Raw genomic sequence first — 25,630 nt, 5'->3', positions numbered from 1 at the left:
GAACAGGTGGCGTTTGTTTATATAGTCCAGTGTCAGGCCTCAGTGAAGAGGCTAAAGATAGCCTAATCGAATTAGGCGAAGTCCAATATCTACTCGCCTCTATACCTACCATAATGCTGGTTTGATAGAATACTCAAAAGCCTACCCCAAAAGCTCATTTAGTGGCATCTGAGAGTGCTCATGCACGCTTGACTGACAGGACAGGGCTAACGTTCAAAGAATTATCATCGCTAGCCAATGCACTACCAGAAGGACTTACCCTAGAAGAACCCAGTGGTTTGAAAAATGGTGAGGTTTGGCTTATAGAGTCAGCGCAGATTGGCTATATTTGGCATGTTGTGGATGCCTTTTCGGGCCAAAAACATACTGAAGGCCCAATATGTGACATTGTAAAAATGGTTAAAGTATTTCCTAATTTTGGTATTAAAGATCGAAAAGTCTTTGCCAGCGCGGTAATGCAACTTATTGAAATTTCACCGCCTAAAATTTTACTTCCTTGTCATGGTGCTTTAATTAAGTCACCTGATCTAGCTGATAAGCTCCGTAATTTAATACTAGAACTTGGCTAGAGAAAAACGATACTTGTGTAATTTTAAAATAGTATCATTTGAATTAAATCATAGGTCTGGCTACTCATTTAGAGATGAATTTTCAAGTCGCTTTATGCCCATTTCCGCCTTAGGAAGCTAATCCACAGTCGCTCCAAAGCGCCTAAAAAACCAAAAAATTATAGCTAATATTAATTAGCTATAATAAAGACTACTTTTCCCAAGCAAATTTTTGAAAAGGTTTATCTACTGGCGTTTTTGCAATGTGATTTACCAGAAGAAGTGCACCTAAACCCTGAACGTGAAACCGTTAAAGTGGAGAGTGCATAACGAAGTGATCGCGACAACTAGTTTGACAAACACCGCCAACAGCACACTACTTTTACCATTATGACCGCTTGTTATTCAGTTTTTAAAACCAGCCCTTTCGATTGGGCAAATATCACTAGCGCAAATAGTATTTCGGTTATCCCGCCAATAAATGCGCCAATTACAAAATTGGCATTTAATATAATACATAACATGCCAAAAAACATAAGCAAAGCACCCAAAATCCAATAGATTTTCATGCCATATAAGGTGTTAAAAATTAAATAACGAACACCAATTATCATCAGCATTATTGGATAAAACCATTCAGCTTGAAGTTTTGCTACGTAAAACGCTAAAAACAAACCAACAAATAAAATAATAGTGCTTTCTAAGGCCAATTTACCTAATGGGTTTTTAGGGTCGTGATTGCCAGAGCGTTTAAGCGCTTTTGAAAGTAATATGGCTAAAGGATGTATAAACATGCCACCAAAAAACAAAGTAAGCATACTTACTTGATTTGAATGCAGTAGTGCGACAAAGCCAGCTATACACCAAACCAAGCCAGACACTAATACGCCCGTTCCACCACCAAAATATGCGAGGTTCATATTTTGTTGCGCATCTTCAAATTTCATAGTAATTCCTTAACTTTAAAACAAGAACCTAAGGCAGCATGATCGCACTAATAATAATTACAGCTCGTTACTCGAATACACACTTAAAATAGGAAACTTATGCTCGGCAAACGAGACGGTGACTGATTGTGTTTCACTACCTTTAAAACCGAGCTTAAATTCTATTGGCGTTAATCTGCTGCCATCTGCAAACAATGCTAATATATGTTCTTGATTGAGTTCGCGGTTGCCTGACGATAAATTATTTAGCGTAATAACGGCCCAGCGCTCGCCTTCGTTATTGCTCATAAGAACGTAATTTAAAATTGTGAAGTCAGATTTTTTAGGCGTTATTTTGTTATCGTTTGGAAACGATAAATGAATACTGCGGGGTATAGCACGATCAACATTTAATACATTATTAAGAGTGTTTGAGGTGTTGGCAGCGACTGCCGATGAAAACACGATAAAAATCAAAACTAAGGCTTTAAACACAGTGCAACTTCCCTTTATTAAATTGTGTTTTTAAAAACAATCGTTGAAAATTTATACTCTCAGTTTTTACCTATTATGTAAACGCACAATAATCATAATTTAACGTATATTTTGAATAAGCGCACATTCAGTGAGACTACTGTAAGGTTTATACCTTGAAAAGCTAGCGTAATCATAAGGTTATTAAACAGGAGTAAACTACATGCCAACCACACCTAAAAGTCCCCAAGCGGTTAATAATGCACAATCGGCTTTATTAAACCCTGAGCACAGCATTCAAGTAAGAGGCGCACGTGTTCATAACTTAAAAGATGTGGATGTAGATCTCCCCCGTAATTCACTTGTTGTTTTTACCGGTATATCGGGCTCGGGTAAGTCATCACTAGCCTTTGGAACATTATTTGCCGAATCGCAACATCGATATCTTGATTCGGTATCGCCCTATGCTCGCAGATTAATAGATCAAGTAGACGAGCCCGATGTTGATTCAATTGAAGGGCTACCACCTGCGGTTGCATTGCAGCAACAACGCGGTGTGCCGTCGGTACGCTCATCTGTGGGCAGCGTAACGACTATTTCTAACGGACTGCGTATGTTGTACTCGCGCGCGGGTGAATACCCAAAAGGCCAAGGTATACTTTATGCCGATGCATTTTCGCCTAATACCCCGCAAGGCGCGTGCCCAGAATGCCACGGTATTGGCCGTGTATTTAACGTAACCGAAGAGCTGCTAGTGCCCGATCCCACTAAATCAATTAGAGAGCGCGCAATAGCCGCGTGGCCACCAGCATGGCAAGGTAAAAACCTAAGCCGCATACTAACCTCGTTAGGTTACGATATTGATAAACCTTGGAATACTCTGCCTAAAAAAGCACGCGATTGGATTTTATTTACCGACGATACGCCTACGGTGCCGGTATTTCCTGAGTACACACTTGAGCAAACACAAGCGGCTATTAAAAATGAAGAAAGCCCAAGTTACATGGGTACATTCTCGAGCGCTAAACGTTTTGTTTTACAATCGTTTGCGAGCACTCAAAGCCCTCGTACTAAAAAGCGCGTGTCGCAGTATATGCAAATATCACCCTGCCCACAGTGTAATGGCAAAAAGCTGAAAAAAGAGTCGCTGTCGGTTAAATTTGCTGGGCTTGATATTGGCGAAATCTCGCAGCTAACATTAAGTGAACTGGCTCAAACACTTAGTATTGCAGCTAATAAAAAACCTAAAAACAACACTGCCAACCCAGAAAAAGCCATAGTAGCAACGCGTATAGCCAGCGACATTCTTAAACGAGTTGAAGCACTTACCAAACTTGGCTTAGGGTATTTATCGCTTGAACGAACCACTCCTTCTTTATCGCCTGGTGAATTACAGCGCCTAAGGCTTGCTACGCAAATTCGCTCAAAACTGTTTGGGGTGGTTTATGTATTAGATGAACCTTCAGCAGGTTTACACCCGGCAGATACACAAGCATTATTAGCCGCGTTAGATGAGCTAATAGCAGCGGGTAACTCAGTATTTGTGGTTGAGCACGACGTAAGTGTTATTCGCCACGCCGATTGGGTGGTTGATGTAGGCCCAAATGCAGGTACTCACGGCGGTAATATTGTTTATAGCGGCCCTGTTGAAGGCTTGCAAAAAGTGACCAGCTCGCACACTAGTCAATATCTTTTTAAAAATGATGAGAAGCTTTTAAGCCAAAGTAGCAAACAACAACGCAGCGTAAAAGTATGGTTAAAGCTTACCGGTATTGAGCGTAATAATTTACAAAAACTCGATGTAGAATTTCCGCTAGGTGTTATTACAAGCGTTACGGGCGTGTCTGGCTCTGGTAAATCGAGTTTAGTCAGCCAAGCTTTAGTTGAACTTGTTTACGATGCACTTGGGCAAAAATCGCTGCCACAAATACCTACAGATGAAGCCGAACTACTCGACCAAGAGCTCGATATAACAACCGAGGGTAAAATTACTCAAGGCATTGAGCATATAAAACGCCTAATAACGGTTGATCAAAAAGCCATTGGACGCACACCTCGCTCTAACCTGGCAACTTACACGGGGTTATTCGATCATGTTCGTAAACTGTTTGCCAATACCAAAGAGGCAAAAGCGCGTAAGTACGATGCAGGTCGTTTTTCGTTTAACGTAAAAAAAGGTCGCTGCGAAAACTGCGAAGGTGTTGGCTTTGTAAGCGTAGAGCTTTTATTTTTACCTAGTGTGTATTCGCCTTGCCCTGTGTGTAACGGTAAACGCTATAACGAAAAAACACTTGAGGTTACTTACAAGGATAAAACCATTGCCGATGCGCTTAATTTAACAGTTGAGTCGGCGCATACATTTTTTGCCGATGAACCCGCTATTTTACGTGCGCTAAATGCGTTGCTGCAAGTGGGTCTTGGTTACTTACGTTTGGGGCAACCAGCTACAGAACTTTCGGGCGGTGAAGCGCAGCGCATTAAACTTGCCACAGAGTTACAGCGCACACAACGCGGCGATACCCTCTATATTTTAGATGAGCCAACTACCGGCCTGCACCCTAAAGATGTGGCCATGTTAATGGCGCAATTAAATGGGCTCGTTGATGCCGGCAACACCGTTATTATGGTTGAGCACGATATGCAAGTAGCCAGCAATAGTGATTGGGTTATTGATATAGGCCCTGGTGCAGGCGATGAAGGCGGGTTGATAGTAGCGCAAGGTAAACCTACCGATGTAGCTCAATCTAAAATAAGCCGAACAGCACCCTTTTTGAATGGCGCAATTTAGCTAAACACTAAATAATAAAAAAGAGCCAATGGCTCTTTTTTGTTATTAGCTTTTTAAAAAGCGTTCTATTTTAGGTTTTACTGTAACCGACATTATCAGCATTATAGTTAAACCTATTGGTAATGCAGCTAATAGCCCTTCAGTCCATCCAGTTACAAATACACGCATATCTGCATAGCCAATATTGTTAGTAGCGGTAACAAACGCCATCACCGACTCCATTATCAACGCCATAAAAACACTAATAACTAAGTTACGTTTTAGCTCGCTACTAGGGCGTGTTTATCTTTGTGGATTGAAATTTGTTCAATCTAGGGGCGATTAAATCACGGCGCGAGGTTTGTAACCTAGTGGGCTAAGTAAAAACCGAGCAACAAAGAGTTAATAGTCCCTAGAAAGAACCCTTCGGGCAGCGCATGTTTGGTATTTATGCTGCGTTATCGCCTATTTATGGGGAATAACCACACTACATAGGCTCTGCCTTGCCTAAAAACCAAACACACTGCTGCAAATTCAACCACCAAAGGTCAATACGCCCTAAGTAATAACTTAGCAACTAGCGTATGTATTAAGGTCATCATTACAAAACCAATAGGTGCCATAACTAATACCGCACTTATAAACGAGGTAAACCAGTCGGCATAAAAATGCTCTGTAACACCCACATTCACATAGGTCATCACGCCTGTTAAACTCCCGCCAATTAAAGTAATAGCACTCATTATTACCAGTATTTTATAAATAAGAGGCGTTTTTTTAGGCTCAACTAGTGCTAGATTTACGGTTACAGGAGTACTCATTTAGGCATACCTTAGGCTTTAAATTAGATGACAAAGTCTACCATATCAAATTGATTGACAATGTCAACCAACTATAAGACCAAACTGTTTTACAAATAATGAATTAATAAATCTGATTATTAACTGTAGTTTCTTACTAACTTTATTTTGGGCTTTCTAAGTTAATTAACTGTAATATACTCATCTAAAAATAAGAATAAAGGCTTATTTAAAAGTATATATTCATCTATATGGTTGACCCTCACAGTAACAAATGTTAAAAACACTTTAAATGAACGCTAACTTAATAAAGGACTAATTAGATGATAAAGGGAATAAAAATCGCTTTAATATCAAGCATAATGCTTTCTGGCTGTGTAGTTACTGACACTCTTAACAAAGGTATTACTAGTTTAAATAACTCCCTCACAACGGCTAAATTACCTATTATTTATACAGAAGCGGCAAAAGAAAGCGGCACTGAGAAAATGAAACGTATTGCGGTTATTTCAAGTAACAGAAGCGCGGCTACAAGTATAATTGAAACAAATCTTTCAAGCATTCGTGTGAATGGCCAATCTTACTTCACCTTTGTTGATAAAACTTCGCTTAGTAAAATTATAGAGCAACAACGGTTCAATGAAAGCGATATCACTAACTCAAAAAATAGAACCCGCTTAGGTAAACTTACAGGTGCAGATACACTTGTCACTGCTAGTTACACAGCAGATGTAGACACCTCTACTTACTACGAAAAAGACAGTGAATGTATACAAAAAGGTGATAAATGGTACAAGTGTGAAAAATCTAGAGAAGTAACGGTTCAATGCTCAGAAAAAATTGCGAAAGTATACTTTATGCCTAAGGCTGTATCTGTAGAAACAGGGCAAATTATTTTTACTAAACAATATTCACACCAATCTAGTAGTAAAGTATGTAAAGGTGACGACCCTCATCCATCTGATTCAGTGCTAAGAGGCAAAGCCCTCGCTGCTGTAATAGAAGAATTAAAACAAGATGTTGCACCACACCAAGTAACTAAAAACATAGAATTAATGGAATCTGATGATTCAGATTTAACTGATAAGGCAGAAGAGTTATTAGACCTAGCTATTGAGTTTGCAGAAAAAGACATGCCTGATAACGCTTGTAAAATCTTTGCCAAAGCCCAAAGCCAATATTCAGAATCATTAGCGATAAACTATAACAATGGTCTGTGTGCAGAAAGAGCAAACGATTTAGAATTAGCAAAAGCGTATTATGATAAAGCGAGCAACTTAACATTAGATGTTGACGAACTTAAGTTTGTTATTGAAGGCCAAGTAAGAGTTACTGAGCGTGAATCTGATAACGCAAAGCTAACTCTAGCAACAACCTCAAACCGTTTATAATTTAAGTTAAGGCCTATCATCTTTTTGTTAGGCCTTATTGCTATTGGTGAAACTATGACTACTAGAATACTCTCACTACTATTAGCGGCTATAGCATTAAGCCCTTTTTTTACTAATGCAGCATCACATTGTAGTTGCAGTTCATACTATTCAAAAAATACCCAACCTAAGTGGGTAGGAATCGATATTGTTGATGATGAAAAATTAGCTAGTTCAGGCTCCTCACAATGCTCTGGTTTAAAAACAATTGATGAACGTCGGTCAGCTAAAAATGCTCGTGAAGAGCTCGCAAAATTACTAAACACTGATATTTCAGTGAAAGAAATAATTAAAAACACCTCATCAAGCACAGTAAGCCATTCTGATTACAAATCGGTAATTGAGTCTCAAACCAATCAGCTATTAAAAAGCGCAAAAGTATATGATCGTTATGTAGACCCTATTAACTGTACTGTATATGCAGCTATTTCAATTAGTAAAGCTGATCTTAAAGAAGGCCAACAAGAAAAAATAAAACAACAACAAGCGATGCTAGGCGCAAAAAATAGTTGCTTAAAAGTAACGGGCGAAAATAGCTCTCAACTTACAGAGTTATTAACTGAGCAACTTTTACAGCATGGATATAAATTAACAAACTCGGCTTGCGAAGTGACCTATTTAGTTAAAAACTCGATAATAAAAGCACAAAGTAAACTTGTGATTACACAGTTAAAACTTCAAATAGATACACAAAGCAAAAAGTCTATTTGGCAACAACGTTTTGAAGGAAAAGGTTTGAGCTACTCTAAACGCTCAAAAATCGAGCTAACTCATTTAGCAAATCAAGACAGCACAACTAATTTAATAAATAGCATTGTAAAGTTAAAAAATACTGCAATCGATTCTTATTAGCGATTATGTTAAGCCATGTTTTAAACAATTATATTTAACACTGATAAACTATATTTTAAGGATGAAAATGTCTGTAGGAAATAACTTAGAGCCTGAGGCTAACACTGAAGAAAATAAATCTTTGTTAGCTAAATTGAAAGGTTACTTTATTTTACTTATGGTTACTTTAATGGGTCTTGGAAATTGGGCCGATAGTAAAGCACTCATAATTGAAGGGTACGACGGATTCGTTACTCACTTTACGAACCAAATCGAAGAAAAAAAGATTACTGCGCTAGATATTGGCAACTATTTACCTTACGCTGAAAAAAAAATAGGTATTCCGCAAGTAATTAAAACATCATCTTTGAATGCTGATTACGAATATAGGTATTACAAAAATACGAAATATTTACTCACACTTATTAATAAAAATACTCGTATAGTTGGCATCGCTGTGCACAGCTTAAAATACGATAAAGCTATGGTACCGGAGTTTACCCCCTTAATTCCTTTTAATAAAAAAATGCTCAGAGTTAATAGTCTAAGCGATGTTATAAAATCAAGTAACGAATTTTATTTTGATTCTCATAATATTAAATATTATATGCAGTCAAAGCAGTTAAATGCTCAAGGTATGTTTTTGAACCTTAGCGTTGGCTTTAGTAACTACGCACCATTACTTGATGAAACGCAAAAAGCTTTATTTAAACTTGATGAGTTAATGCTTACTCAAGACGATGAAAAAGCCTTAGCTAAAACAACCGAGATACTTGCTAACACTGCGGCTACATTTTATGCAGTTTCTGAGCTATCTAGTGAATACATCTCTGATTCATTACTGACCAAGTATGAATTTAACGCTTATTTTTAAGGATAAAAAATGCGTCACACTTTATTATTTTTTGCTTTATTTAGTGCTTACAGCGGGGCTACAACGCCGACGTTTGAAGAATTTAAAAAACAGCAACTTGTAAAACAGACCACTTTTAAAAACGATCATCAGTTGGAATATCAAGCATTCAGACAAGCATATCTCGAGGAATACGATAAATTTAGAGATGGATTATTGCAAAACTGGTCAAAACCAATACAAAGTTCATTATTAGAGCGTGTTGAATATAGTGCGGATAAAAAAACACGTATTATTATTGATGAACAAAATTCGACAGTGACTGTACAAACACTTGAAGACTCAAATGAAGCAGGGCTAAAAGAAAGTTCTCAAGAAGAATTATTAGCAACAAATCAACTGTTAAATAATGTTAAATTATCGCCAGTTCTAACTGATATTTTTAAGAGCCCTAGCTTACTCGATAAAGCAGTAAAAACAGCAAAAGTTGATATAAAAGCACAGCCAGACGAACATGAAAGTGAAGTCGCGTTAATTAATGAAATTACTTTTCAACATGAGCAATCATTGAGTAGTTTAGATAAAAACGAGCAATTACCTAAAGCACAAATTGATACCCAAAAAGAGCAACTTACCAAAGAAAAAAAACAACGTATTAGTAAGTTAAACAATGCGCTTAAAAAAACAAAAAAACAAAACCTTACCTACAAACGCATTAAGTCGCATACTTTCGCTTTACCCGATACTTATCTACAAAAAAAAGTAGCACCTTTTGTTACTTATTACAGCCAATTTTCTAAAGACCAATTATCTTTACTATTAGCTATTTCACATGCTGAGTCGTCATTTGATCCTAATGCAAAATCGCATATTCCAGCGTTTGGATTAATGCAAATAGTGCCAAATTCAGCAGGCTTAGATGTTGCTCGCAGACAATTTAAAAAAGATATAGCCCCAACAGCTAAAGAGTTATTCGACCCGAAAACTAATATAACTTACGGTGCCGGATACTTAGATATTTTAACTACCCGATATTTGCGCAAAATTAATAATCCTATAAGCCGAAGATATTGTGCCATTGCAGCTTATAATACTGGCGCTGGTAATGTAGCCAAAGCATTTAACTTAAATAAAAGTACGAATATAAATAAAGCGGTAGTCTTAATAAACCAATTAGATAGCGAAGGTGTGTACGCGCAACTTGTAAGTAATTTACCGTACGACGAAACAAAAAAGTATTTACAAAAGGTAAGTAAATTAGATATTCAATATCAAAAAAACTTAGAACAATGGAACCTAAACAATAAGGAAGTAAATCATGCGAAATAAACTTTTAATATTGGCAGTTGCTGGAGTTATTACAGCATGTGGTACAACGCCACAACAGTCTCAACCTCTTGCTGAAAACGATTCTGTTCCAAGCTGGGTTTTACAACCTACAGCACCCGAGGGCGGTTTGGCTTCATCTAGCTGTGTAGTGTGGACAGGAAATATGGCTGCAAGTAGAGCACAAGCTATTGCCAATGCACGTGCAGATCTAGCAACTCAAATTAGTGCTAAAGCGCAAGTAATGGATACACTAATAAACAAACAATCTCAACAGCAAGACTCAACGACGACTAATTCATCATTTACTCAAATAAGTAAACAGGTAGCTGAGCAAAGTTTAGTAGGAGCTATTGCTAAAGAAATTGGTTTTGCTCGCTTAGATGGAAAGAAGCAGTTATGTGCGCTTGTAACTATGGAAAATACTAAGCCTTTATTTGATAAATTAATCGAAACGTCAGGAAAGAATTTAAGCCCTAATGATGAAGATATGCTTTATCGTGAGTTCAGATTAAAAACAACAACTGATGAGCTTAAAGCGCTAGATAAATAAGCGTTTCATAACAACCCTAATATAAGTTAGGGTTGTTATATTAATTAGAGAACCTTAATAATTAGCCCAATGCTAACCACACACCTACTACAGCCATTAAGCTGCCCGCTATTCGGTTCATCCATTTGATGTTATCGCCACGGGCTAAAAATAAACGTAGGCTTTTACCACCTGTTGCGTAAGCTAACATGCATACAAATTCGCTGACCATTATTACACCAAGCAATACTAAAAGCTGAGGGGCTACAGCATGCTCAACACTAATAAACGGCGGCAGTAGTGAAATCATAAACGCCCACCCTTTAGGGTTAGCAATTGCGGTTACAAAACCTTGCGTAAATAGTGATTGCCTACTTACGTCACTTGGCTTTGAGGTATCGACCGACATTTTGCCTTTGGCTCGCCACATGTTAACGCCAATATAAATTAAGTATGCACCGCCTACCCATTTTAAAATAGCGAACGCATCTGGGTAATTTAGCATGATGCTTGCAACGCCTAATACCGCAGCTATGGCAACGGTTGCTACGCCTAGCAGCTCACCTATCATCATCCATAATGTGCGGCGCACGCCAATGCTCATACCGAGTGTCATGGCGAGCGTCATACACATACCTGGCGTTATAGACACAAAAAAGAAGGTAGGAATAAAAACCGCAAGTGCTGCTACATCAATCATTAATTTACTCTTATATAAAAGGCAAAAACGCGGCTATAAGTAGCCGCGCTGTTGCTTACTCATGTTTATTACTATTGCCCAGTACTTACCACGGGTTCAGTAATGACCTCTACTGGCTCTGCTGTATCATTTAACAAATACTTATCTAGCCACTGCTCTTGTTCCCACAATACATGTAATAAGCTTTTACGTGCGCGGTAACCATGTGCCTCGTAAGGGAGCATGACTAAACGCACGTCTTTACCTAGCCCTTTAAGTGCAGCGTACATGCGCTCGCTTTGCATTGGGAAAGTACCCGAATTAGGATCCTCTTGACCGTGGATCATTAGCATTGGCTCGTTAATTTTTTCAGCATGGAAAAACGGCGACATATTAGCGTAAACACTTTGTGCTTGCCAAAAATCACGCTCTTCTCCTTGAAAACCAAACGGCGTTAATGTGCGGTTATACGCGCCGCTGCGGGCAATACCCGTTTTAAATAAATCAGTGTGAGCCAACAAGTTAGCAACCATAAATGCACCGTATGAGTGCCCTGCTATGGCTATTTTATTTTTATCAGCAATGCCTTTTTTAACTAATACATCAACAGCGGCTTGCGCGCTTGATACTAACTGCTTTCTAAAATTATCGTTTGGCTCGCTGCCATCAATACCTACAATTGGCATTTTAGGGTCGTCAAACACAGCAATCCCTTTGGCAAGGTAAGGCATTGGGCCCCAGTAGCCAATGTAGGTAAATGCATAAGGCGATTCGCGTACTTGCGATGCTACGGCTTTATCTTTGTATTCAAGTGGGTAAGCCCACATAAGCACAGGTAATGGGCCTTGTGTTTTATCGTACCCTGGTGGTAAATAAAGCGTGCCTGAAAGCTCAACACCGTCGTCGCGCTTATAACGTAATTGCTCTTTAGTTACGCCTTTAAATGCAGGGTACGGGTGAGCAAATTTAGTTAGCTGTGTTAGCGTGTCGTTGCCTAAATCGCGTATAAAAAAGTTAGGTTGCTCAGTTTTAGATTCACGAATAGTAATAAATCGCTCACCTTCGTCGTCAAGCAGTGCACGTACACGTTCGTAATACGGCGCTTCTGATTGCCATAATCGCTTGCTGCTATTTGTTTTAACATCGTACCTATCTAAAAACGGCACATTGCCTTGCTCTGATGCGCCATTACCACGCAGGTAAATGTAACGCCCACCTACAATTTTAATAACGTTTGCGCCTAAATCGTTGCGCTCATAAATTGCATTACCAGGGTCTTTATACGCATCGTTATAACTACGCTCTGAAAATAAAACGCGGTTTCTGTCGGCATTTCGTGGTTGCACTATGTAAGTACGAACTTGGCGATCGCTAAAGCGCCAGTCTGTCAGCATGGCTACGTTTTCGTTGCCCCACTCAATACCAGAATAACGGCGTTCTACTTTGGCAAATAATTTAGGCTCGCGTTTAAAGGGTGCACGTAAGCTGTAAACATAATCATGATGCTCAACGTCGGTTTTCATATCGCCGCCATCTTGCGCCTCAGCCCAAATAACCTCAGCGCCTTGATCGGCTCGCCATTCAAAGTCTCGGCGGCCAGTGCGAACACTGTCATAACCTTGCGGGATGTTATCGGCAAGTGGCTGTTTTGCCAGTTCTGCTAATGCATAGCCGCGCATACCCCATATTTGCCATGTGCTTGCAAATCGGCTGTAAGGCACTTGATACGAAAACGGCTCATTAATACCGGCTACTAAAATGTTGGTAGAATCAGGTGATACCGAAAACGATTTAAATAAAGAAGGGCTACCTATTGCTTGAGTATTACCGTCAAGTGTTACGTAAGCTAATTGCCCTTGACCGTAAAACTTAAATTGCGCTTCATCAAACGGGCTTGTTAATAAATTTTGGTAAGTACGTGCTGGTGCTTTTTCGCCGGTACTTTGTTGAATAACTGGCACTACACTTTGGCTGTTATTTTCAAGCCTAGGCTTGCCAAAATTAACAGCGAGGTTTGCAACTATGGCGCTGCTATCTGGTAGCCATTTATAAGGTGATGATGTTAATACCGAATTTAATGCCGCGCTTGAAAGCTCTTTTGCTTGTTTAGTTTCAACGCTGTAAAGCCATAAGTTGGCTTGGGTTGGTTGCTCAACAACAAAGGCTAAATATTTACTATTAGATGACCATTTAGGCGAGCGAATAATGCCATTAGGTAGGTTATTAATGCTAATAACCGTGCCACTTTGAACATGCTTTAGCTCCAACGCACTAAATTTGGCACTCACACGAGAGCGCGAAAAATTAGCAGGGTTTAGCTTAATACCCGCAAGCTTAAGCTCTTCTTTTGCAAGTTCATCAAGGGTTACTACGCGTTTGCGTTCAAACAATGCTAGCCACTGGCCATCGCTCGATAAGTAACTAGTGGGTGCTAACTTAGCATCAACCAAAGCGGCAAGCTCAGGTGACGGGGTTTGATACCCTTGCTCTGCGTAACTTGTTGGCACTAATGCCGCACAACAAATAAAGGCAACTAACAGCCTAAAAGCGCTCATGTTTTTATCCTTTTGTTATTTTTTACTCTTATAGACGTATATAAACACGTTTTGCTTTGTTCATAAAGTATTAAGGTAAGTTAAACGGCTCTAAAAGATGACTTAATAGTGCTGATTAAGCTAAACTACAACGCTATTTATTCACCACTGCGGTACATAAAATACAATGTATAACAAAGCTAAATCCGTCACTATTTTTGATGTTGCAAAGCGTGCTGGTGTATCAAAATCAACCGTATCTTTGGTACTTACCCAAAGCGATAAAGTGGGTAATGCCAGCAAACAAAAAATATTAAAAGCGATTGATGAGCTAGGTTACGTTTATAACCGTGATGCTGCAGCTATGCGCTCAAAGCGCTCTAACTTAGTGGCCATAGTAATAAACGATTTAACTAACCCAACTATGGCGAAACTTGCCACCAGCCTACAACTTTTGTTAAACGAAAGTGGCCTACAAGCCATGATTGTAAACAGTAATAACAGCCTTGAACTACAAGCAAATGCAGTTAAAAACTTAAAAGAATACAACGCTGCCGCATTTATTATTTGCCCTGTTGCTAATACGTGCGCCCAATGGCTTGATACGCTCAGCGCACAACACAAAGTCATTACCCTTATGAGTGAAGTGCCCTTTAGTGCAGCTCCTTGTGTGTTACCCGACTATAAAAAAGCCAGCCATGTAGCCAGCATGCATTTGCTCGCACAAGGCGTGACAGACATTGCATTTATAGGCAGTGAACTTACTTTAAGTGATTCACAAGCACTGCAAAGTGGCTTTAATACAGCGTGCGCACAGCATAGCATTGCACCCTTTGCGCCCATTCACTGCGAAGTAAACACAGCACTTAGCGCTAAGCATGCCTTTATAGAAGCGTATAATCACAACCCAGTATTAAACGCGGTTGTGTGTGCAAACGATATAATTGCTCAAGGTGTTATTGCCGCTATTAACTCATTAACACATCACTCTATTAAAGTAGTGAGTTGCCACCATATTCCTAATAGCGCGGTTATAGATAACAACTTAACCACCGTTGCTATAAGTACAACTGATATAGCCAAGCGGTGCCTTTTAATACTGCAAGAGCTACTACAAAATACAGCCCCGCCAGTAAAAACACTGGTAAATGTAAACTTACAAATTAGAGATTCTAGCCAATGAAAAAAGTGCTGGTAATTGGCTACGTATGGCCAGAGCCAAATTCGTCTGCTGCAGGAACGCACATGATGTCGTTATTAAATGCATTTAGAGCGCAAAACTGGGACGTTGAATTTGCAACGCCTGCGCAGCGTACCGACCACATGGTAAACCTTGACGACTTTGGCATAACGAGCCAAAGCATTGCACTAAACTGCGATAGCTTTGACGAATACGTTAAAGCCTACAATCCAGATATAGTAATGTTTGACCGTTTTATGATGGAAGAACAGTTTGGCTGGCGTGTTGATAAACATTGCCCTCATGCAGTTAAAATTTTAGATACCGAAGATTTACAATGCCTGCGTAACGCTCGCCACGAAGCATTTAAAGCTGAGCGTGAATTTACAACCAGCGATTTACACTCAGACATAGCAAAACGCGAAATTGCCGCTATTTTGCGCTGCGACCTAAGCTTAATTATTTCAAGTTATGAAATGAGCCTACTAAACAGTGTATTTAAAATAGAGCCAAGCTTATTACACCATTTACCGTTTATGGTTGATTTAAGCTCACTACCTACAAGTACAAAAACGTTTGAGCAGCGCCAGCACTTTATGACCATAGGTAACTTTAGACACGCACCAAACTGGGATGCTGTACTTTACCTACAAAAAATATGGCCACTTATTCGCAAGCAACTACCAAAAGCAGAGCTACATATTTATGGCTCATACCCACCACCAAAAGCCACGGCTCTTAACAACCCTAAAACAGGGTTTTTAATAAAAGGCTGGGCCGACAATGCGTTTGATGTAATGCAAAGCGCACGCGTATGTTTAGCGCCACTTCGCTTTGGTGCAGGCATTAAAGGTAAATTACTTGAAGCCATGATTATGCAAACACCCAGCGTTACCACCAATATTGGCGCAGAGGGCATGCATAACGATTTACCATGGCCTGGTAAAATAGCCAACACAGCTGATGATTTTGCAAGTGCAGCCATTGAAATGTACACCAATCAAAGTGACTTTGTTCAAGCGCAGCAAGATGGCAATACACTCCTTAATACGCTGTACAACAAAGCCCAATTAAGCGCTGCGTTAATTAAAAAAGTTGATTCAATAAGTAGCGATTTAAACGCCCATCGCGAAAAAAACTTCACAGGCCAAATGCTCAAACATCATACAATGCGCAGCACTCAATACATGTCGCAATGGATAGCTGAAAAAAATAAAAAATTAGATTAAAAATGACTAGACACACACCAATTAGTGTTTAAAATCGCGCCCATCAAACGTGGGCAGTTTTAGCTGTATTGTCTATATTTTTAGCTTAGTTATCGCAATATTTGGTCCAAAAAGATTTGAAAACTGCAACCTTTACAGAAAAACGCAAATTTATCGTTAAATTGGGTAAAATGCTTCATAAATATGGTACGCCTGCTTACCGCTTAGAAGCTCACCTAATGGAAGTAGCTACATACTTAGGACTTAAATCGTCATTTGTTATGTCGCCAACCTCTGTAACGTTTGTTATTTGGACTGATGGCCACGAAGACGAGTATACCCATGTTGCACGTGTAGACCCTGGCGATCACGATTTAGGCTCACTTGCCGACACCGACGATCTTGTAAACCAAATGCTTGACGACAAGCTAAGTTTACAAGAAGTTGACGCGCAACTAGACGCTATTTTTGTTATGCCAAACCCATACAATAAACTTATTACTGGTGTTGCGTTTGCAACCTCTGGTGGTGCGTTTGCAATGTTAATGGGTACTAGCTGGACTGATGTTATTTGGTCATCGCTACTTACTTTAGTGGTTTATGTGTTTGTGCTTTGGTCGGGTCGCTCAAAACGCGTAGCTCATATGCTTGAGCCATTAGTGGCCATAATATCGGCAATACTTGCGTGTGCAGTGAGCGTGTATATAACACCCGAAATAAACATACGCTTGGTGGTACTTTCAGCCATTATTGTGTTTATACCCGGTTTAGCACTTGCGCTTGGTTTAGCAGAGCTGGCAGCGCGGCATTTAGTGTCGGGAACTGCGCGAGTAATGGACTCGTTTATGCTGTTGTTTAAGCTTTATTTTGGCGGTTTTATTGGTATAGGTATTGGCTTTGCACTCTTTGGGCAAGCCGACTTTGTACAACCTGAGCCATTACCAAAATGGACCGCATGGCTAGCTATATTTTTACTTTGTAGCAGCTTAATAGTTATTTTTAGAACCAAACTTAAGCATGCTGTTTGGTCTATTGCATCAGGCTTTATAGCTTATGGCACCAGTATTGGCTCGGCTATGTACCTTGATTACACATTAGGGACGTTTGTGGGTGCTTTATCGGTAGGTATATTTAGTAACTTGTTTAACCGCGTTGCTAATGCGCCCGCCTCTATTGTGGCTATGCAAGGCTTGATTGTATTAGTACCGGGTAGCAAAACGTATATTGGCTTAAACTCGCTCATTGAAGGCCAAGACTTTGTATATGCAGAGCACATTGGTCAACAAACGTTTTTAATATTTATGTCGCTTGTTGCAGGGCTAATATTTGCCAACGTAGCCCTACCGCCTAAAAAGAGTTTGTAAGTAAAAAACCTATTAACAAAAAGCCCAATAACTTTAAAGTAATGGGCTTTATTATTTATATTGCTATTGGCTGTGCGGTATTGTTAAAACAATTTTTCCTACGTGTTGTTTTTCACTAAACGCCTGCTGCGCATTCACTATTTCTGTAAGAGGAAAAGTATGCGCCACGATTGGCTTTATTTTTTCTTCTTCAATAAAGCGTATTAAGTTTTTAAATACCTCAGGCTCTAACACCGTACAGCCAAAAAAGCTTAAGTCTTTCAAATAAAGTGTGCGTATATCAAGCTCAACTAATGGGCCACCAATCGCTCCTGAAACCGCATAACGCCCTTTTGGTTTTAATACTTCTAACAATTTAGGCCATTGCTCGCCGGCAACCAAATCGATAACTACATCAACACTGTTTTTACCTAATGTTTGGATTAAATCATCTTCTCGAAAAATAACGTTATCTGCACCTAAATCTTTTAATTGCTGCGCCTTACTTTTACTTGTAACAGCCACAACATATGCGCCACGTGCTTTAGCTAGTTGCACAGCAGCTGAGCCTACGCCACCAGATGCACCCGTAATTAAAACCGTTTCGCCTTGTTTAGCTTTTGATCTATAAAGCATATTTTCGGCTGTGGAATACGAGCAAGGAAATGATGCAAGCTCTACATCACTATAGTTACTATTAATTTTATAAGCATGGCTAGTATCAACAGAGGTAAACTGTGCAAACCCACCATCGCATTCAGAACCAAAATACCAAGGAGTCTCAAGCACTTCACCTGCAGCATTAACAATACAAGGCTCAATTAATACACGCTCACCTACTCGACTTTTATCAACACTTTCGCCAACAGCCACAATTACACCGCATACATCTGCACCTTGAATGCGCGGAAATACTAATGCGTTACCAGACCAGCTGGCATCTTCACTGCCTTCATCTTATTTAGAATACCAAGCTGTACGCGTATTTAAGTCGGTATTATTAACGCCCGCCGCCATAACTTTAATTAAAGCATCGTCTGCGCCAAGTGTTGGCAGTGCTATGTTTGCCGCGTATTTAAGCATACTAAAATCGCCATGCCCCGTAAGCTGTACACCTTGCATAGTTGTTGGTAAATGAGTCATTACTTTTTCCCCTTAATTAATAATAAAGCGCTTTGCTGCGCCGAAATAACCGCATCATCACCCATTACAGGCCATGCACTCGAAACACCTTCGTGCAGTAAAAATAAAACATCACCAAGTGACGGCTGTAAGCTCTGCTGCGCAAGTAATTGCCTTACCTCATTTTTATGTTTTTGTACGGCGCTACTAATTTCTAAATCATCAGGAAAAGCACTAAGCGCATTAATCGACAAACAGCCATTAGGGGCAAATTGCTCCATCCAATGCTTTAATCGTGAAAAAATATGCACTATGCAATCAGCCCCTTTTGTTGGAGCTCCTTCTAGTAAAAAAGCGATATATCGTAAATGTCGATACTCAAGTGCAGCAACGATCATTGCTTGTTTGGAAGGGTAATATTTGTAAAGCGTGCGAAGGCTAACGCCACTTAGTTTTTGCAGTTTTGCGACGCTTGGCTCAGCAAAGCCATGCTGACTAAAGGCGACTTCTAAAGCCGCTGCTATTTCTTGTTTAAGCATAGTATTAAACCCATGTAGAACGAACACTCTACCAACATGGTAGAGCATTCATTCTACACGGTCAATATTTGAAAATTTATGCGGGGTTATTAATTGAATAAAATGTAGGTTTGGACTAAAAGAAAGTATTACATTGCACTTGAATCAAACTCAAAAACCTCATAATGATTCCAGCGTAAAAACAGTTCGCCGCTTTCTAAATAAAAATTTATATCATCACTTGATGAATAACAAAAATCATCCCAGTGATCACAAAAAACTAACCAAGGAAGGGTTAATGCTGTTTCTTGATCCCAACAAATTGTTACTGTTTGCGAATCATTTCCTAAGCCCTTTAACCATTGGCGGGTTAATTCACTTCCTTCTGTGGAGTCGAATCTTTTTGCGCCAACCGGAAAGTTAATAGGAGTGGTGGCAATTAATGCTCTTGCTTGCTCTTCACTCAACGGAATAAGTTTGTTTAATGTATCTTTAGAAAAATCACCATGGGATGCGCTAATCCATCGCCATGCTAAAGAAAAGTCTTCAATTTTAATCAACGCTTTATACCTACTTTTACAAACACTTAATTGACTCTACAACACTATTACAACGCTCTAAATACCCTATTAATTCAGGGGCTTCGGGGTAGTCAGAGCAATTGCCTATTATAAGGCCTGCAACTTTACCTGCGGGTTCTATTTCTACGTCCATGTATGATGCAAACATAGCGTTGTTTTTGGTTTCAGTCCACGTAAAGTGGTAGTGAGTATTATGTGTACTAAGAAATTTACGATCTGGTTTATTAAACTTACTGGTTGTTGCTGTCAGCAACGTATTTTTGTTCTTAACGGTAATTTCTGCGCCGCTTATAGCCCAAGATAATGGCCACTCTCTTGTAATTTCGGTCGAAATCTCACATTCGCCAAGTGAATTAACCTTATCTAAATCAGAAATTATATTTGCGTATTCACTGGTGCGTAAACTGCTTTGCTGAGCTTGAATAAGCCATAAAACAGCCAGCGACAGTAAAACCGATTTCCATTTCATTATTGCTCCGTTCCCTCTATGAAGTAGAAGTGTTTTATGCGTATTTTTATTAATTTAATGATAAACCATATATGATTTTCTATTTTAGTTCAGTTACTTACAAACAGCAGCCTTAGCTTATTAATAATAAAAGATGATAGTGAGGATTATTACTTAGCACTTCCCTATCGAGATATAACACTCAATAGGGAAGTAACCTAATTAGCGTGACCAGTTAGTTTTGGCAAGCTCTATAATTTCGTTTCCTTTGCCGTTTATTAACGCCTTCATCATGTACACACTAAAGCCTTTTGCTTGCTCTAGCTTAATTTGCGGCGGCATTGAAAGCTCTTGTTTTGCAGTATCGACTTCTAAAACAACAGGTCCTGAGTGATTCATCATTTCGTTCATTGCCGATGGTAATTTTTCAGGGTCCTCCACATGAATCCCTTTTAAGCCACAGGCTTCTGCAATTTTAGCAAAACTTGGGTTTTCTAAATCAGTATCGCTTGATAAAAACCCACTGGCTTTCATTTCCATCGCCACAAAACTAAGTGAGCGATTATTATAAACAACAATTTTGATAGGTAAATTAAGCTGTTTAAGCGAGATTAAATCACCCATTAACATGGAAAATCCGCCATCACCACACATTGCAATTACTTGGCGGTCTCTATCTACAGATTGAACGCCCATTGCCTGCGACATCGCATTTGCCATAGAGCCATGATTAAACGAGCCGATTAAACGGCGCTTACCGTTCATTGATAAATAACGCGCAGCCCACACTGTTGGCGTACCTACATCACAAGTAAAAACAGCATCGTCTGCTGCTTTCTCATTTAGTAAACGCGTTAGATATTGCGGGTGAATTAAATTTTGCGACGTTTTTCCACTGGCAAGTTCATCGAGATCTTGTCTCGACTCTTTGTAATTTTTAACACTTTTTTGTAAGTGCGAACTTGTCCGCTCACCTTTAATATAATCAAGCAGTGTGGTTACTGAATTTTTTGTATCGCCTAATACACCACAATCAATTTGCACGTGTCGCCCGAGTGACGCTGCCTGATTATCAATTTGTAATATGGTGGTATTTTCGGGATAAAATGCACGATAAGGAAAGCTCGTACCAATCATAAGTAACGTATCGGCTTCTTGCATTGCATGATAGCCCGATGCAAAACCAATAAATCCGGTCATACCAACATCGTAAGGATTGTCGTATTCAATAAATTCTTTACCACGCATGGCGTGCACTATGGGTGCTTGTAATTTTTTGGCTAGCGCAACAATTTCGTCGTGGGCATCCTTACAACCAGCACCACATAATAAGGTTACTTTTTTACTTTTATTAAGATGAGTCGCCATTGCTTCAATATCAGATAAAGCGGGCGTATACGTTGCTGGTTTTGGCACGTTCCATTTTGGCTTGATAGTGTTAGGCATCTCTTTTAATGCAATGTCGCCAGGTAATACAAGTACGCTTACGCCTTTGTTTAATATTGCTTGTCGCATTGCGGTTTCAAGCAGGTAAGGCATTTGCTCGGGGCTCGACACCATTTCGCAATACACACTACATTCTTTAAATAATTCTTGCGGATGGGTTTCTTGAAAATAGCTGCTGCCAATTTCAGATGAAGGAATATGTGCAGCAATTGCTAATACAGGTACATTATTTCGCTGACAATCAAATAAGCCATTAATTAAATGAAGATTACCCGGACCACACGAGCCAGCACACACCGCAAGCTCCCCTGATAAATGCGCTTCGCCACCGGCTGCAAATGCGGCAACTTCTTCATGGCGAGTGCCTAGCCATTCAATTGTGCCCATTTTTCGCAGGCTTTCACTAATGCCGTTAAGTGAATCGCCAGTTACTCCCCAAATCCGCTTTACGCCAGCTTGTTCAAGGGTTTTAGTGATAAAACTTGCAATGTTTTGACTCATAATAAAGAACTCCTAAATATTCAGCTATTCTGTAAATTGATTTTTGCCTCTGATCTATCCGGTAAGTTATCGTTTCGAAATGCGCTCAATTAATGAGAAAAAATAAGCTTAGATATTTTAATAATGATAGATATATTACTACTGAGACTTTGCTAACAAACAAAATGCATTAAGTTTGTTGCGACCTCATACTGATACATAAAACATGAATGTGGGCTTTAAAGTGTCCATAAATAAGCGGGTGTGAGATTTTTAGTGGCTTAACTATGAATATGTTATTATGCGCTCAATTATTTTACTGAATACTTTTCTTATATCTATGTCAAATTCTGCTTCTTGCTTTACGTTATTTTCTCAAAATATTGATGCTCTCGCGCTTCCTGAAAAGTTTACTTTCCCTTTTTATTACGAGCCGCAACCATTAGCTGTAGCAGCCACAAAACAATTACAGCAACAACTTGAAACTTTAACGCATTTAAAAGCAGACAATGCCGGTAAAATGTTTGGGGTTTTAGTAGTGCAAAACGCTAAGCAACAGTTAGGCTTTTTGAGTGCTTATTCGGGGCAAATTGAAGACGATAAAGGCAATATTAGCTTTGTACCGCCGGTTTCTAGCATGCAATTACAAGACGAAAGCTATTTGGCTCAAAGTAAAATAATTAACGATATTAATGCTCAAATTGAGCAGTTAGAAAATAGCGAACAACTACTTGAAGTTAATAGCAAACTTGATGATGCAACACAGAGCTACCAGCAGGCGCTATTAGCTCAACAGGCGGTAATGCAAGCTGGTCGTCAGCAACGTAAAATACAACGTACCGAAGGCGAATTAGAGCTTAGCGAAAGTGATTTTGAGCAGTTAAAAAATAAGCTTGCAGGGCAAAGCATCGTAGAAAAAAAGCAACTACTGGCACTTAAAGCCTATTGGCAAAATATAATAGAATCATTACAGCAAACACACACTAATATTACTGATGAAATTGCTCATTTGAAAAAACGCCGTAAAACGCTTTCTAAAAGCTTACAAAAAAAGTTATTTGCGCAGTACCAATTTTTAAATGCAAATGCTGAGGTTACAGACTTAAATGCCATATTTGCAGCACTACCAGAGCACACTCCACCTTCGGGTGCTGGCGATTGCGCAGCGCCTAAATTATTACAATACGCCTATAAGCACGATTTAAAACCAATTGCTATGGCAGAGTTTTGGTGGGGAGCTGCGCCTAAATCAGCAATTAGGCAACATAAAAACTACTACCCTTCTTGTTATAGCAAATGCCAACCAATACTTGGGCACATGTTAAAGGGCTTAAACGTTGAAGATAACCCGCTACTTATCAACCCAGCTCAGGGTAAAGATCTAAGTATTGTTTATAAAGATGACGATTTACTTGTGGTAAATAAGCCTGCTGAGTTTTTATCAGTACCTGGCGTTAATATTGAAGACTCAGTGTATATGCGTATTAAAACGCAATTTCCAGAGGCTTCAGGCCCGCTAATTGTGCACAGATTAGATATGTCGACTTCTGGGTTATTGATGATTGCACTTAATAAACGCGTGCACAAAGCGCTGCAAAAGCAGTTTATTGACCGCACCATAGATAAACGTTATGTCGCATTAGTTAATGGTAACGTAGCTGAGGATAGCGGAGTAATCGATTTACCCTTAGTGCTCGACTTTGATGATAAACCGCGCCAAATGGTGTGTTACAAACACGGAAAACCTTCACTTACTACCTGGCAGGTTTTAGATCGTAATAACAATATTACCCGATTACAGTTATACCCTAAAACAGGGCGAACTCATCAATTAAGAGTGCATTGTGCCCACAGTTTAGGTTTAAACATGCCTATAATAGGCGACACACATTACGGAAAAAAAGCCGATAGATTACATTTACATGCAGAATACTTAACATTTACTCACCCAATTACGCTTAAGCGATTAGAGTTTGAAGTAGCCGCAGATTTTTAAGCTAAAGCCTATCTAAGATCATTTGTTTGATGGTCTTTGCTTTTACAAAATGATCTAATTTATGAATGTGTATCCACCAAGTAGCTGCTTCCATGAGTAGCTCTGGGTTGTCGTTTTTATTGGCAAAAAATGCATAAAAAGAAAGCCCAACGTTTTCGCCTTTGCTGGCTATTTTTTTATCGCATACAGTAATTATTTTTGCTCTTAGTTCTTCCCTCATACATACCTTATTTAATTATATTTTTACTATTAAAATACGCTATTTAAAAAACTAACCATTAGCTGTAAAAGGCTTCGATCAACCAAGCCATGATTCTCAAGCTCTTTATTAGGCGTATTTACTCTTGTAGCTTTGCATTCATTATCTAATGGCTCATTTTTAAGTGTGTCGGTTTCGTATGCAATATCAGCTTGCTCCATGCACTTTGCTGAGCCCGCATAAGGTTGCGCTGCACAGCCGTTTAATAATAATAAAAGTGAAATTGTTATCAAAAATTGCTTCATAACTAATCCTATTTTTACGCAACTTATTTGCTTTAGACTATAGCTGAAAGTTAGCCGTATTTACTTTTCTACCACCATTACAAAAAATTCAAAAAAGAACGCCCCCACTGCATCAAAGAAAGTGTCGTTTTTTTCATCTTTTTTTATTTGCGCACTTATGCATTGATTATAAACCTCTGTGCTTGTTTGAGCGCCATTTCGATCAACCATTTCAGCCTCTTCAATGCAAAAGTTAGGGTCTGAACGCGGGGCTGTACTACATGCACTTAATAAAGCGCACAGTAATAATGCGACGACGAGGCTTTTTATGTTCATCCTTAAACTATCCTATTAAGTTAACGTGCTACTTGCATTTATACCGATTGGTATTATATGTGGGAGTAATATATAGGTTGTACCTAAATAACGCTGCTACTTTATCACTGCAATAGAATAAACAACCAGTAAGTATTTGTAAGGTTCTGTAGGGATTTATACTCTATTTATAATTGAACTATGTAAAAGCCTGAAATTTTTGCATTCATGTCACTGTAAAATTTACAGTAATAGCAGCCTGAAAATAAAAAATAAAAATAAACTCATTAAAATACATCAACTTAATATTTGGCATTTAGTTTGCTAATTAATGATATAAACAAATAAATTGTAAAAGGATGAGTTATGAATATTTTTGAAGCACTACGTCACGATCATGACAAACAACGAGAATTGGTAGATGCGCTTATTCAAACACACGGCGACACAGAGCAGCGCCACAAGCTAATGGATGAGCTAAAAACGGAATTAGAAGATCACGCAAAATTTGAAGAACGTTACTTTTATAACCCCCTTATGTTTGATGACTTAACTCATGAAAAAGCGCGCCACAGCGTAGCTGAACATCACGAAATTGATGAATTAATTGAACAACTTGAAGATACCGAAATGAGCTCGTCTGCATGGTTAGTTGCAGCTAAAAAGTTGCATCATTTAGTGCACCATCATCTGAGTGAAGAAGAACATGAAGTATTTCAATTAGCCGGTAAAGCATTGACCGAAGGGCAAAAAGAGAGCCTAGCAAAACAATACAACGATGCTATGCACTAGTTGCATAAATCATAAACC

At 39.1% G+C, this 25,630-nt stretch carries 25 protein-coding genes and 1 pseudogene; 12 read left to right on the top strand and 14 right to left on the bottom strand.

Annotated features, from left to right (window positions below; translation table 11 throughout):
- The first annotated feature begins 161 nt into the window (after positions 1-161).
- Positions 162-569, top strand: a complete 408-nt coding sequence (locus I6F53_RS05630; protein WP_165742160.1) for a hypothetical protein — start codon at positions 162-164, stop codon at positions 567-569.
- 380 nt (positions 570-949) lie between these two features.
- On the opposite strand, the gene I6F53_RS05625 is transcribed toward I6F53_RS05630, so the two are convergent.
- Positions 950-1,495: a DUF7010 family protein gene (locus tag I6F53_RS05625; protein WP_165728955.1), complete on the bottom strand. Its 546-nt coding sequence runs from the start codon at positions 1,493-1,495 to the stop codon at positions 950-952.
- 57 nt (positions 1,496-1,552) lie between these two features.
- Complete coding sequence (locus I6F53_RS05620) at positions 1,553-1,969, bottom strand: hypothetical protein (protein ID WP_197238828.1); 417 nt, start codon at positions 1,967-1,969, stop codon at positions 1,553-1,555.
- 202 nt (positions 1,970-2,171) lie between these two features.
- On the opposite strand from I6F53_RS05620, the gene uvrA reads away from it, so the two are divergent.
- Complete coding sequence (uvrA, locus tag I6F53_RS05615; RefSeq protein ID WP_197238826.1) at positions 2,172-4,736, top strand: excinuclease ABC subunit UvrA; 2,565 nt, start codon at positions 2,172-2,174, stop codon at positions 4,734-4,736.
- A 45-nt stretch (positions 4,737-4,781) separates the two neighbouring features.
- On the opposite strand, the gene I6F53_RS05610 is transcribed toward uvrA, so the two are convergent.
- On the bottom strand, positions 4,782-4,970 hold the full coding sequence (locus I6F53_RS05610) for a DUF2798 domain-containing protein (protein WP_231609700.1): 189 nt from the start codon (positions 4,968-4,970) through the stop codon (positions 4,782-4,784).
- Between the two features lie 293 nt (positions 4,971-5,263).
- Entirely contained in the window at positions 5,264-5,536 is a 273-nt protein-coding gene (locus I6F53_RS05605) for a DUF2798 domain-containing protein (protein WP_231616547.1), read from the bottom strand.
- A gap of 302 nt (positions 5,537-5,838) precedes the next feature.
- Here I6F53_RS05605 and I6F53_RS05600 point away from each other — a divergent pair, with 302 nt between their 5' ends.
- The 5 genes from I6F53_RS05600 (at position 5,839) to I6F53_RS05580 (ending at position 10,508) form a co-directional block, all read left to right on the top strand.
- Complete coding sequence (locus I6F53_RS05600) at positions 5,839-6,906, top strand: hypothetical protein (RefSeq protein WP_166420349.1); 1,068 nt, start codon at positions 5,839-5,841, stop codon at positions 6,904-6,906.
- Positions 6,907-6,960: 54 nt separating this feature from the next.
- On the top strand, positions 6,961-7,797 hold the full coding sequence (locus I6F53_RS05595) for a TonB-dependent receptor (protein ID WP_231616546.1): 837 nt from the start codon (positions 6,961-6,963) through the stop codon (positions 7,795-7,797).
- Positions 7,798-7,864: 67 nt separating this feature from the next.
- Positions 7,865-8,650, top strand: a complete 786-nt coding sequence (locus I6F53_RS05590) for an ETEC_3214 domain-containing protein (RefSeq protein ID WP_166420351.1) — start codon at positions 7,865-7,867, stop codon at positions 8,648-8,650.
- 9 nt (positions 8,651-8,659) lie between these two features.
- Complete coding sequence (locus tag I6F53_RS05585; RefSeq protein WP_166420352.1) at positions 8,660-9,958, top strand: transglycosylase SLT domain-containing protein; 1,299 nt, start codon at positions 8,660-8,662, stop codon at positions 9,956-9,958.
- On the top strand, positions 9,948-10,508 hold the full coding sequence (locus tag I6F53_RS05580) for an LPP20 family lipoprotein (RefSeq protein WP_166420353.1): 561 nt from the start codon (positions 9,948-9,950) through the stop codon (positions 10,506-10,508). Before I6F53_RS05585 ends, I6F53_RS05580 begins: the two co-directional genes overlap by 11 nt.
- A gap of 61 nt (positions 10,509-10,569) precedes the next feature.
- Here the strand turns inward: I6F53_RS05580 and I6F53_RS05575 are convergent, their stop codons facing one another.
- Together I6F53_RS05575 and I6F53_RS05570 are read right to left on the bottom strand one after the other, a co-directional pair.
- The gene (locus I6F53_RS05575; RefSeq protein ID WP_166420354.1) at positions 10,570-11,187 is read right to left on the bottom strand and encodes a LysE family translocator; all 618 of its coding nucleotides are present in this window, start codon (positions 11,185-11,187) and stop codon (positions 10,570-10,572) included.
- Positions 11,188-11,258: 71 nt separating this feature from the next.
- A complete protein-coding gene (locus I6F53_RS05570) occupies positions 11,259-13,721 on the bottom strand; it encodes a S9 family peptidase (protein ID WP_197238824.1) in 2,463 nt (820 codons plus the stop codon).
- A 166-nt stretch (positions 13,722-13,887) separates the two neighbouring features.
- On the opposite strand from I6F53_RS05570, the gene I6F53_RS05565 reads away from it, so the two are divergent.
- The 3 genes from I6F53_RS05565 (at position 13,888) to I6F53_RS05555 (ending at position 17,452) form a co-directional block, all read left to right on the top strand.
- On the top strand, positions 13,888-14,883 hold the full coding sequence (locus tag I6F53_RS05565; RefSeq protein WP_197238822.1) for a LacI family DNA-binding transcriptional regulator: 996 nt from the start codon (positions 13,888-13,890) through the stop codon (positions 14,881-14,883).
- On the top strand, positions 14,880-16,109 hold the full coding sequence (locus tag I6F53_RS05560; protein ID WP_197238821.1) for a glycosyltransferase: 1,230 nt from the start codon (positions 14,880-14,882) through the stop codon (positions 16,107-16,109). Before I6F53_RS05565 ends, I6F53_RS05560 begins: the two co-directional genes overlap by 4 nt.
- 116 nt (positions 16,110-16,225) lie before the next feature.
- A complete protein-coding gene (locus tag I6F53_RS05555; RefSeq protein ID WP_166420359.1) occupies positions 16,226-17,452 on the top strand; it encodes a threonine/serine ThrE exporter family protein in 1,227 nt (408 codons plus the stop codon).
- Between the two features lie 63 nt (positions 17,453-17,515).
- Here I6F53_RS05555 and I6F53_RS05550 read toward each other — a convergent pair.
- The 5 genes and pseudogenes from I6F53_RS05550 to poxB form a co-directional block, all read right to left on the bottom strand.
- Positions 17,516-18,574 (bottom strand): annotated as a pseudogene (locus I6F53_RS05550) (alcohol dehydrogenase family protein).
- Entirely contained in the window at positions 18,574-19,092 is a 519-nt protein-coding gene (locus I6F53_RS05545) for a TetR/AcrR family transcriptional regulator (protein WP_197238820.1), read from the bottom strand. The pseudogene I6F53_RS05550 and the gene I6F53_RS05545 overlap by 1 nt, the downstream one beginning before the upstream one ends.
- Before the next feature lie 128 nt (positions 19,093-19,220).
- Positions 19,221-19,631 carry a hypothetical protein gene (locus I6F53_RS05540; RefSeq protein WP_197238819.1) on the bottom strand — a complete coding sequence of 137 codons (411 nt, stop codon included), beginning with the start codon at positions 19,629-19,631 and terminating at the stop codon, positions 19,221-19,223.
- 16 nt (positions 19,632-19,647) lie between these two features.
- Complete coding sequence (locus I6F53_RS05535; RefSeq protein WP_197238818.1) at positions 19,648-20,121, bottom strand: hypothetical protein; 474 nt, start codon at positions 20,119-20,121, stop codon at positions 19,648-19,650.
- Positions 20,122-20,322: 201 nt separating this feature from the next.
- Entirely contained in the window at positions 20,323-22,047 is a 1,725-nt protein-coding gene (gene poxB / locus I6F53_RS05530) for a ubiquinone-dependent pyruvate dehydrogenase (RefSeq protein ID WP_197238817.1), read from the bottom strand.
- 319 nt (positions 22,048-22,366) lie between these two features.
- Here poxB and I6F53_RS05525 point away from each other — a divergent pair, with 319 nt between their 5' ends.
- The gene (locus tag I6F53_RS05525; protein WP_197238881.1) at positions 22,367-24,022 is read left to right on the top strand and encodes an RluA family pseudouridine synthase; all 1,656 of its coding nucleotides are present in this window, start codon (positions 22,367-22,369) and stop codon (positions 24,020-24,022) included.
- A gap of 1 nt (position 24,023) precedes the next feature.
- On the opposite strand, the gene I6F53_RS05520 is transcribed toward I6F53_RS05525, so the two are convergent.
- From I6F53_RS05520 to I6F53_RS05510, 3 genes are read right to left on the bottom strand one after another with little or no spacing between them, the layout of a single operon-like run.
- Complete coding sequence (locus I6F53_RS05520) at positions 24,024-24,242, bottom strand: DUF6500 family protein (RefSeq protein ID WP_166420362.1); 219 nt, start codon at positions 24,240-24,242, stop codon at positions 24,024-24,026.
- A 29-nt stretch (positions 24,243-24,271) separates the two neighbouring features.
- Entirely contained in the window at positions 24,272-24,526 is a 255-nt protein-coding gene (locus tag I6F53_RS05515; RefSeq protein WP_197238815.1) for a hypothetical protein, read from the bottom strand.
- A 60-nt stretch (positions 24,527-24,586) separates the two neighbouring features.
- The gene (locus tag I6F53_RS05510; protein ID WP_197238814.1) at positions 24,587-24,841 is read right to left on the bottom strand and encodes a hypothetical protein; all 255 of its coding nucleotides are present in this window, start codon (positions 24,839-24,841) and stop codon (positions 24,587-24,589) included.
- A gap of 345 nt (positions 24,842-25,186) precedes the next feature.
- Between I6F53_RS05510 and I6F53_RS05505 the strand changes: the two genes are divergently transcribed.
- Positions 25,187-25,612, top strand: a complete 426-nt coding sequence (locus I6F53_RS05505; protein WP_166420365.1) for a hemerythrin domain-containing protein — start codon at positions 25,187-25,189, stop codon at positions 25,610-25,612.
- The last annotated feature ends 18 nt before the right edge of the window (positions 25,613-25,630 follow it).

Source organism: Pseudoalteromonas sp. SWN29 (genome assembly GCF_015864465.1).
Classification (GTDB): Bacteria; Pseudomonadota; Gammaproteobacteria; order Enterobacterales; family Alteromonadaceae; genus Pseudoalteromonas.
The sequence above is the reverse complement of the archived record's forward strand: the minus strand, read 5'-3'. Positions and strand labels throughout refer to the sequence as shown.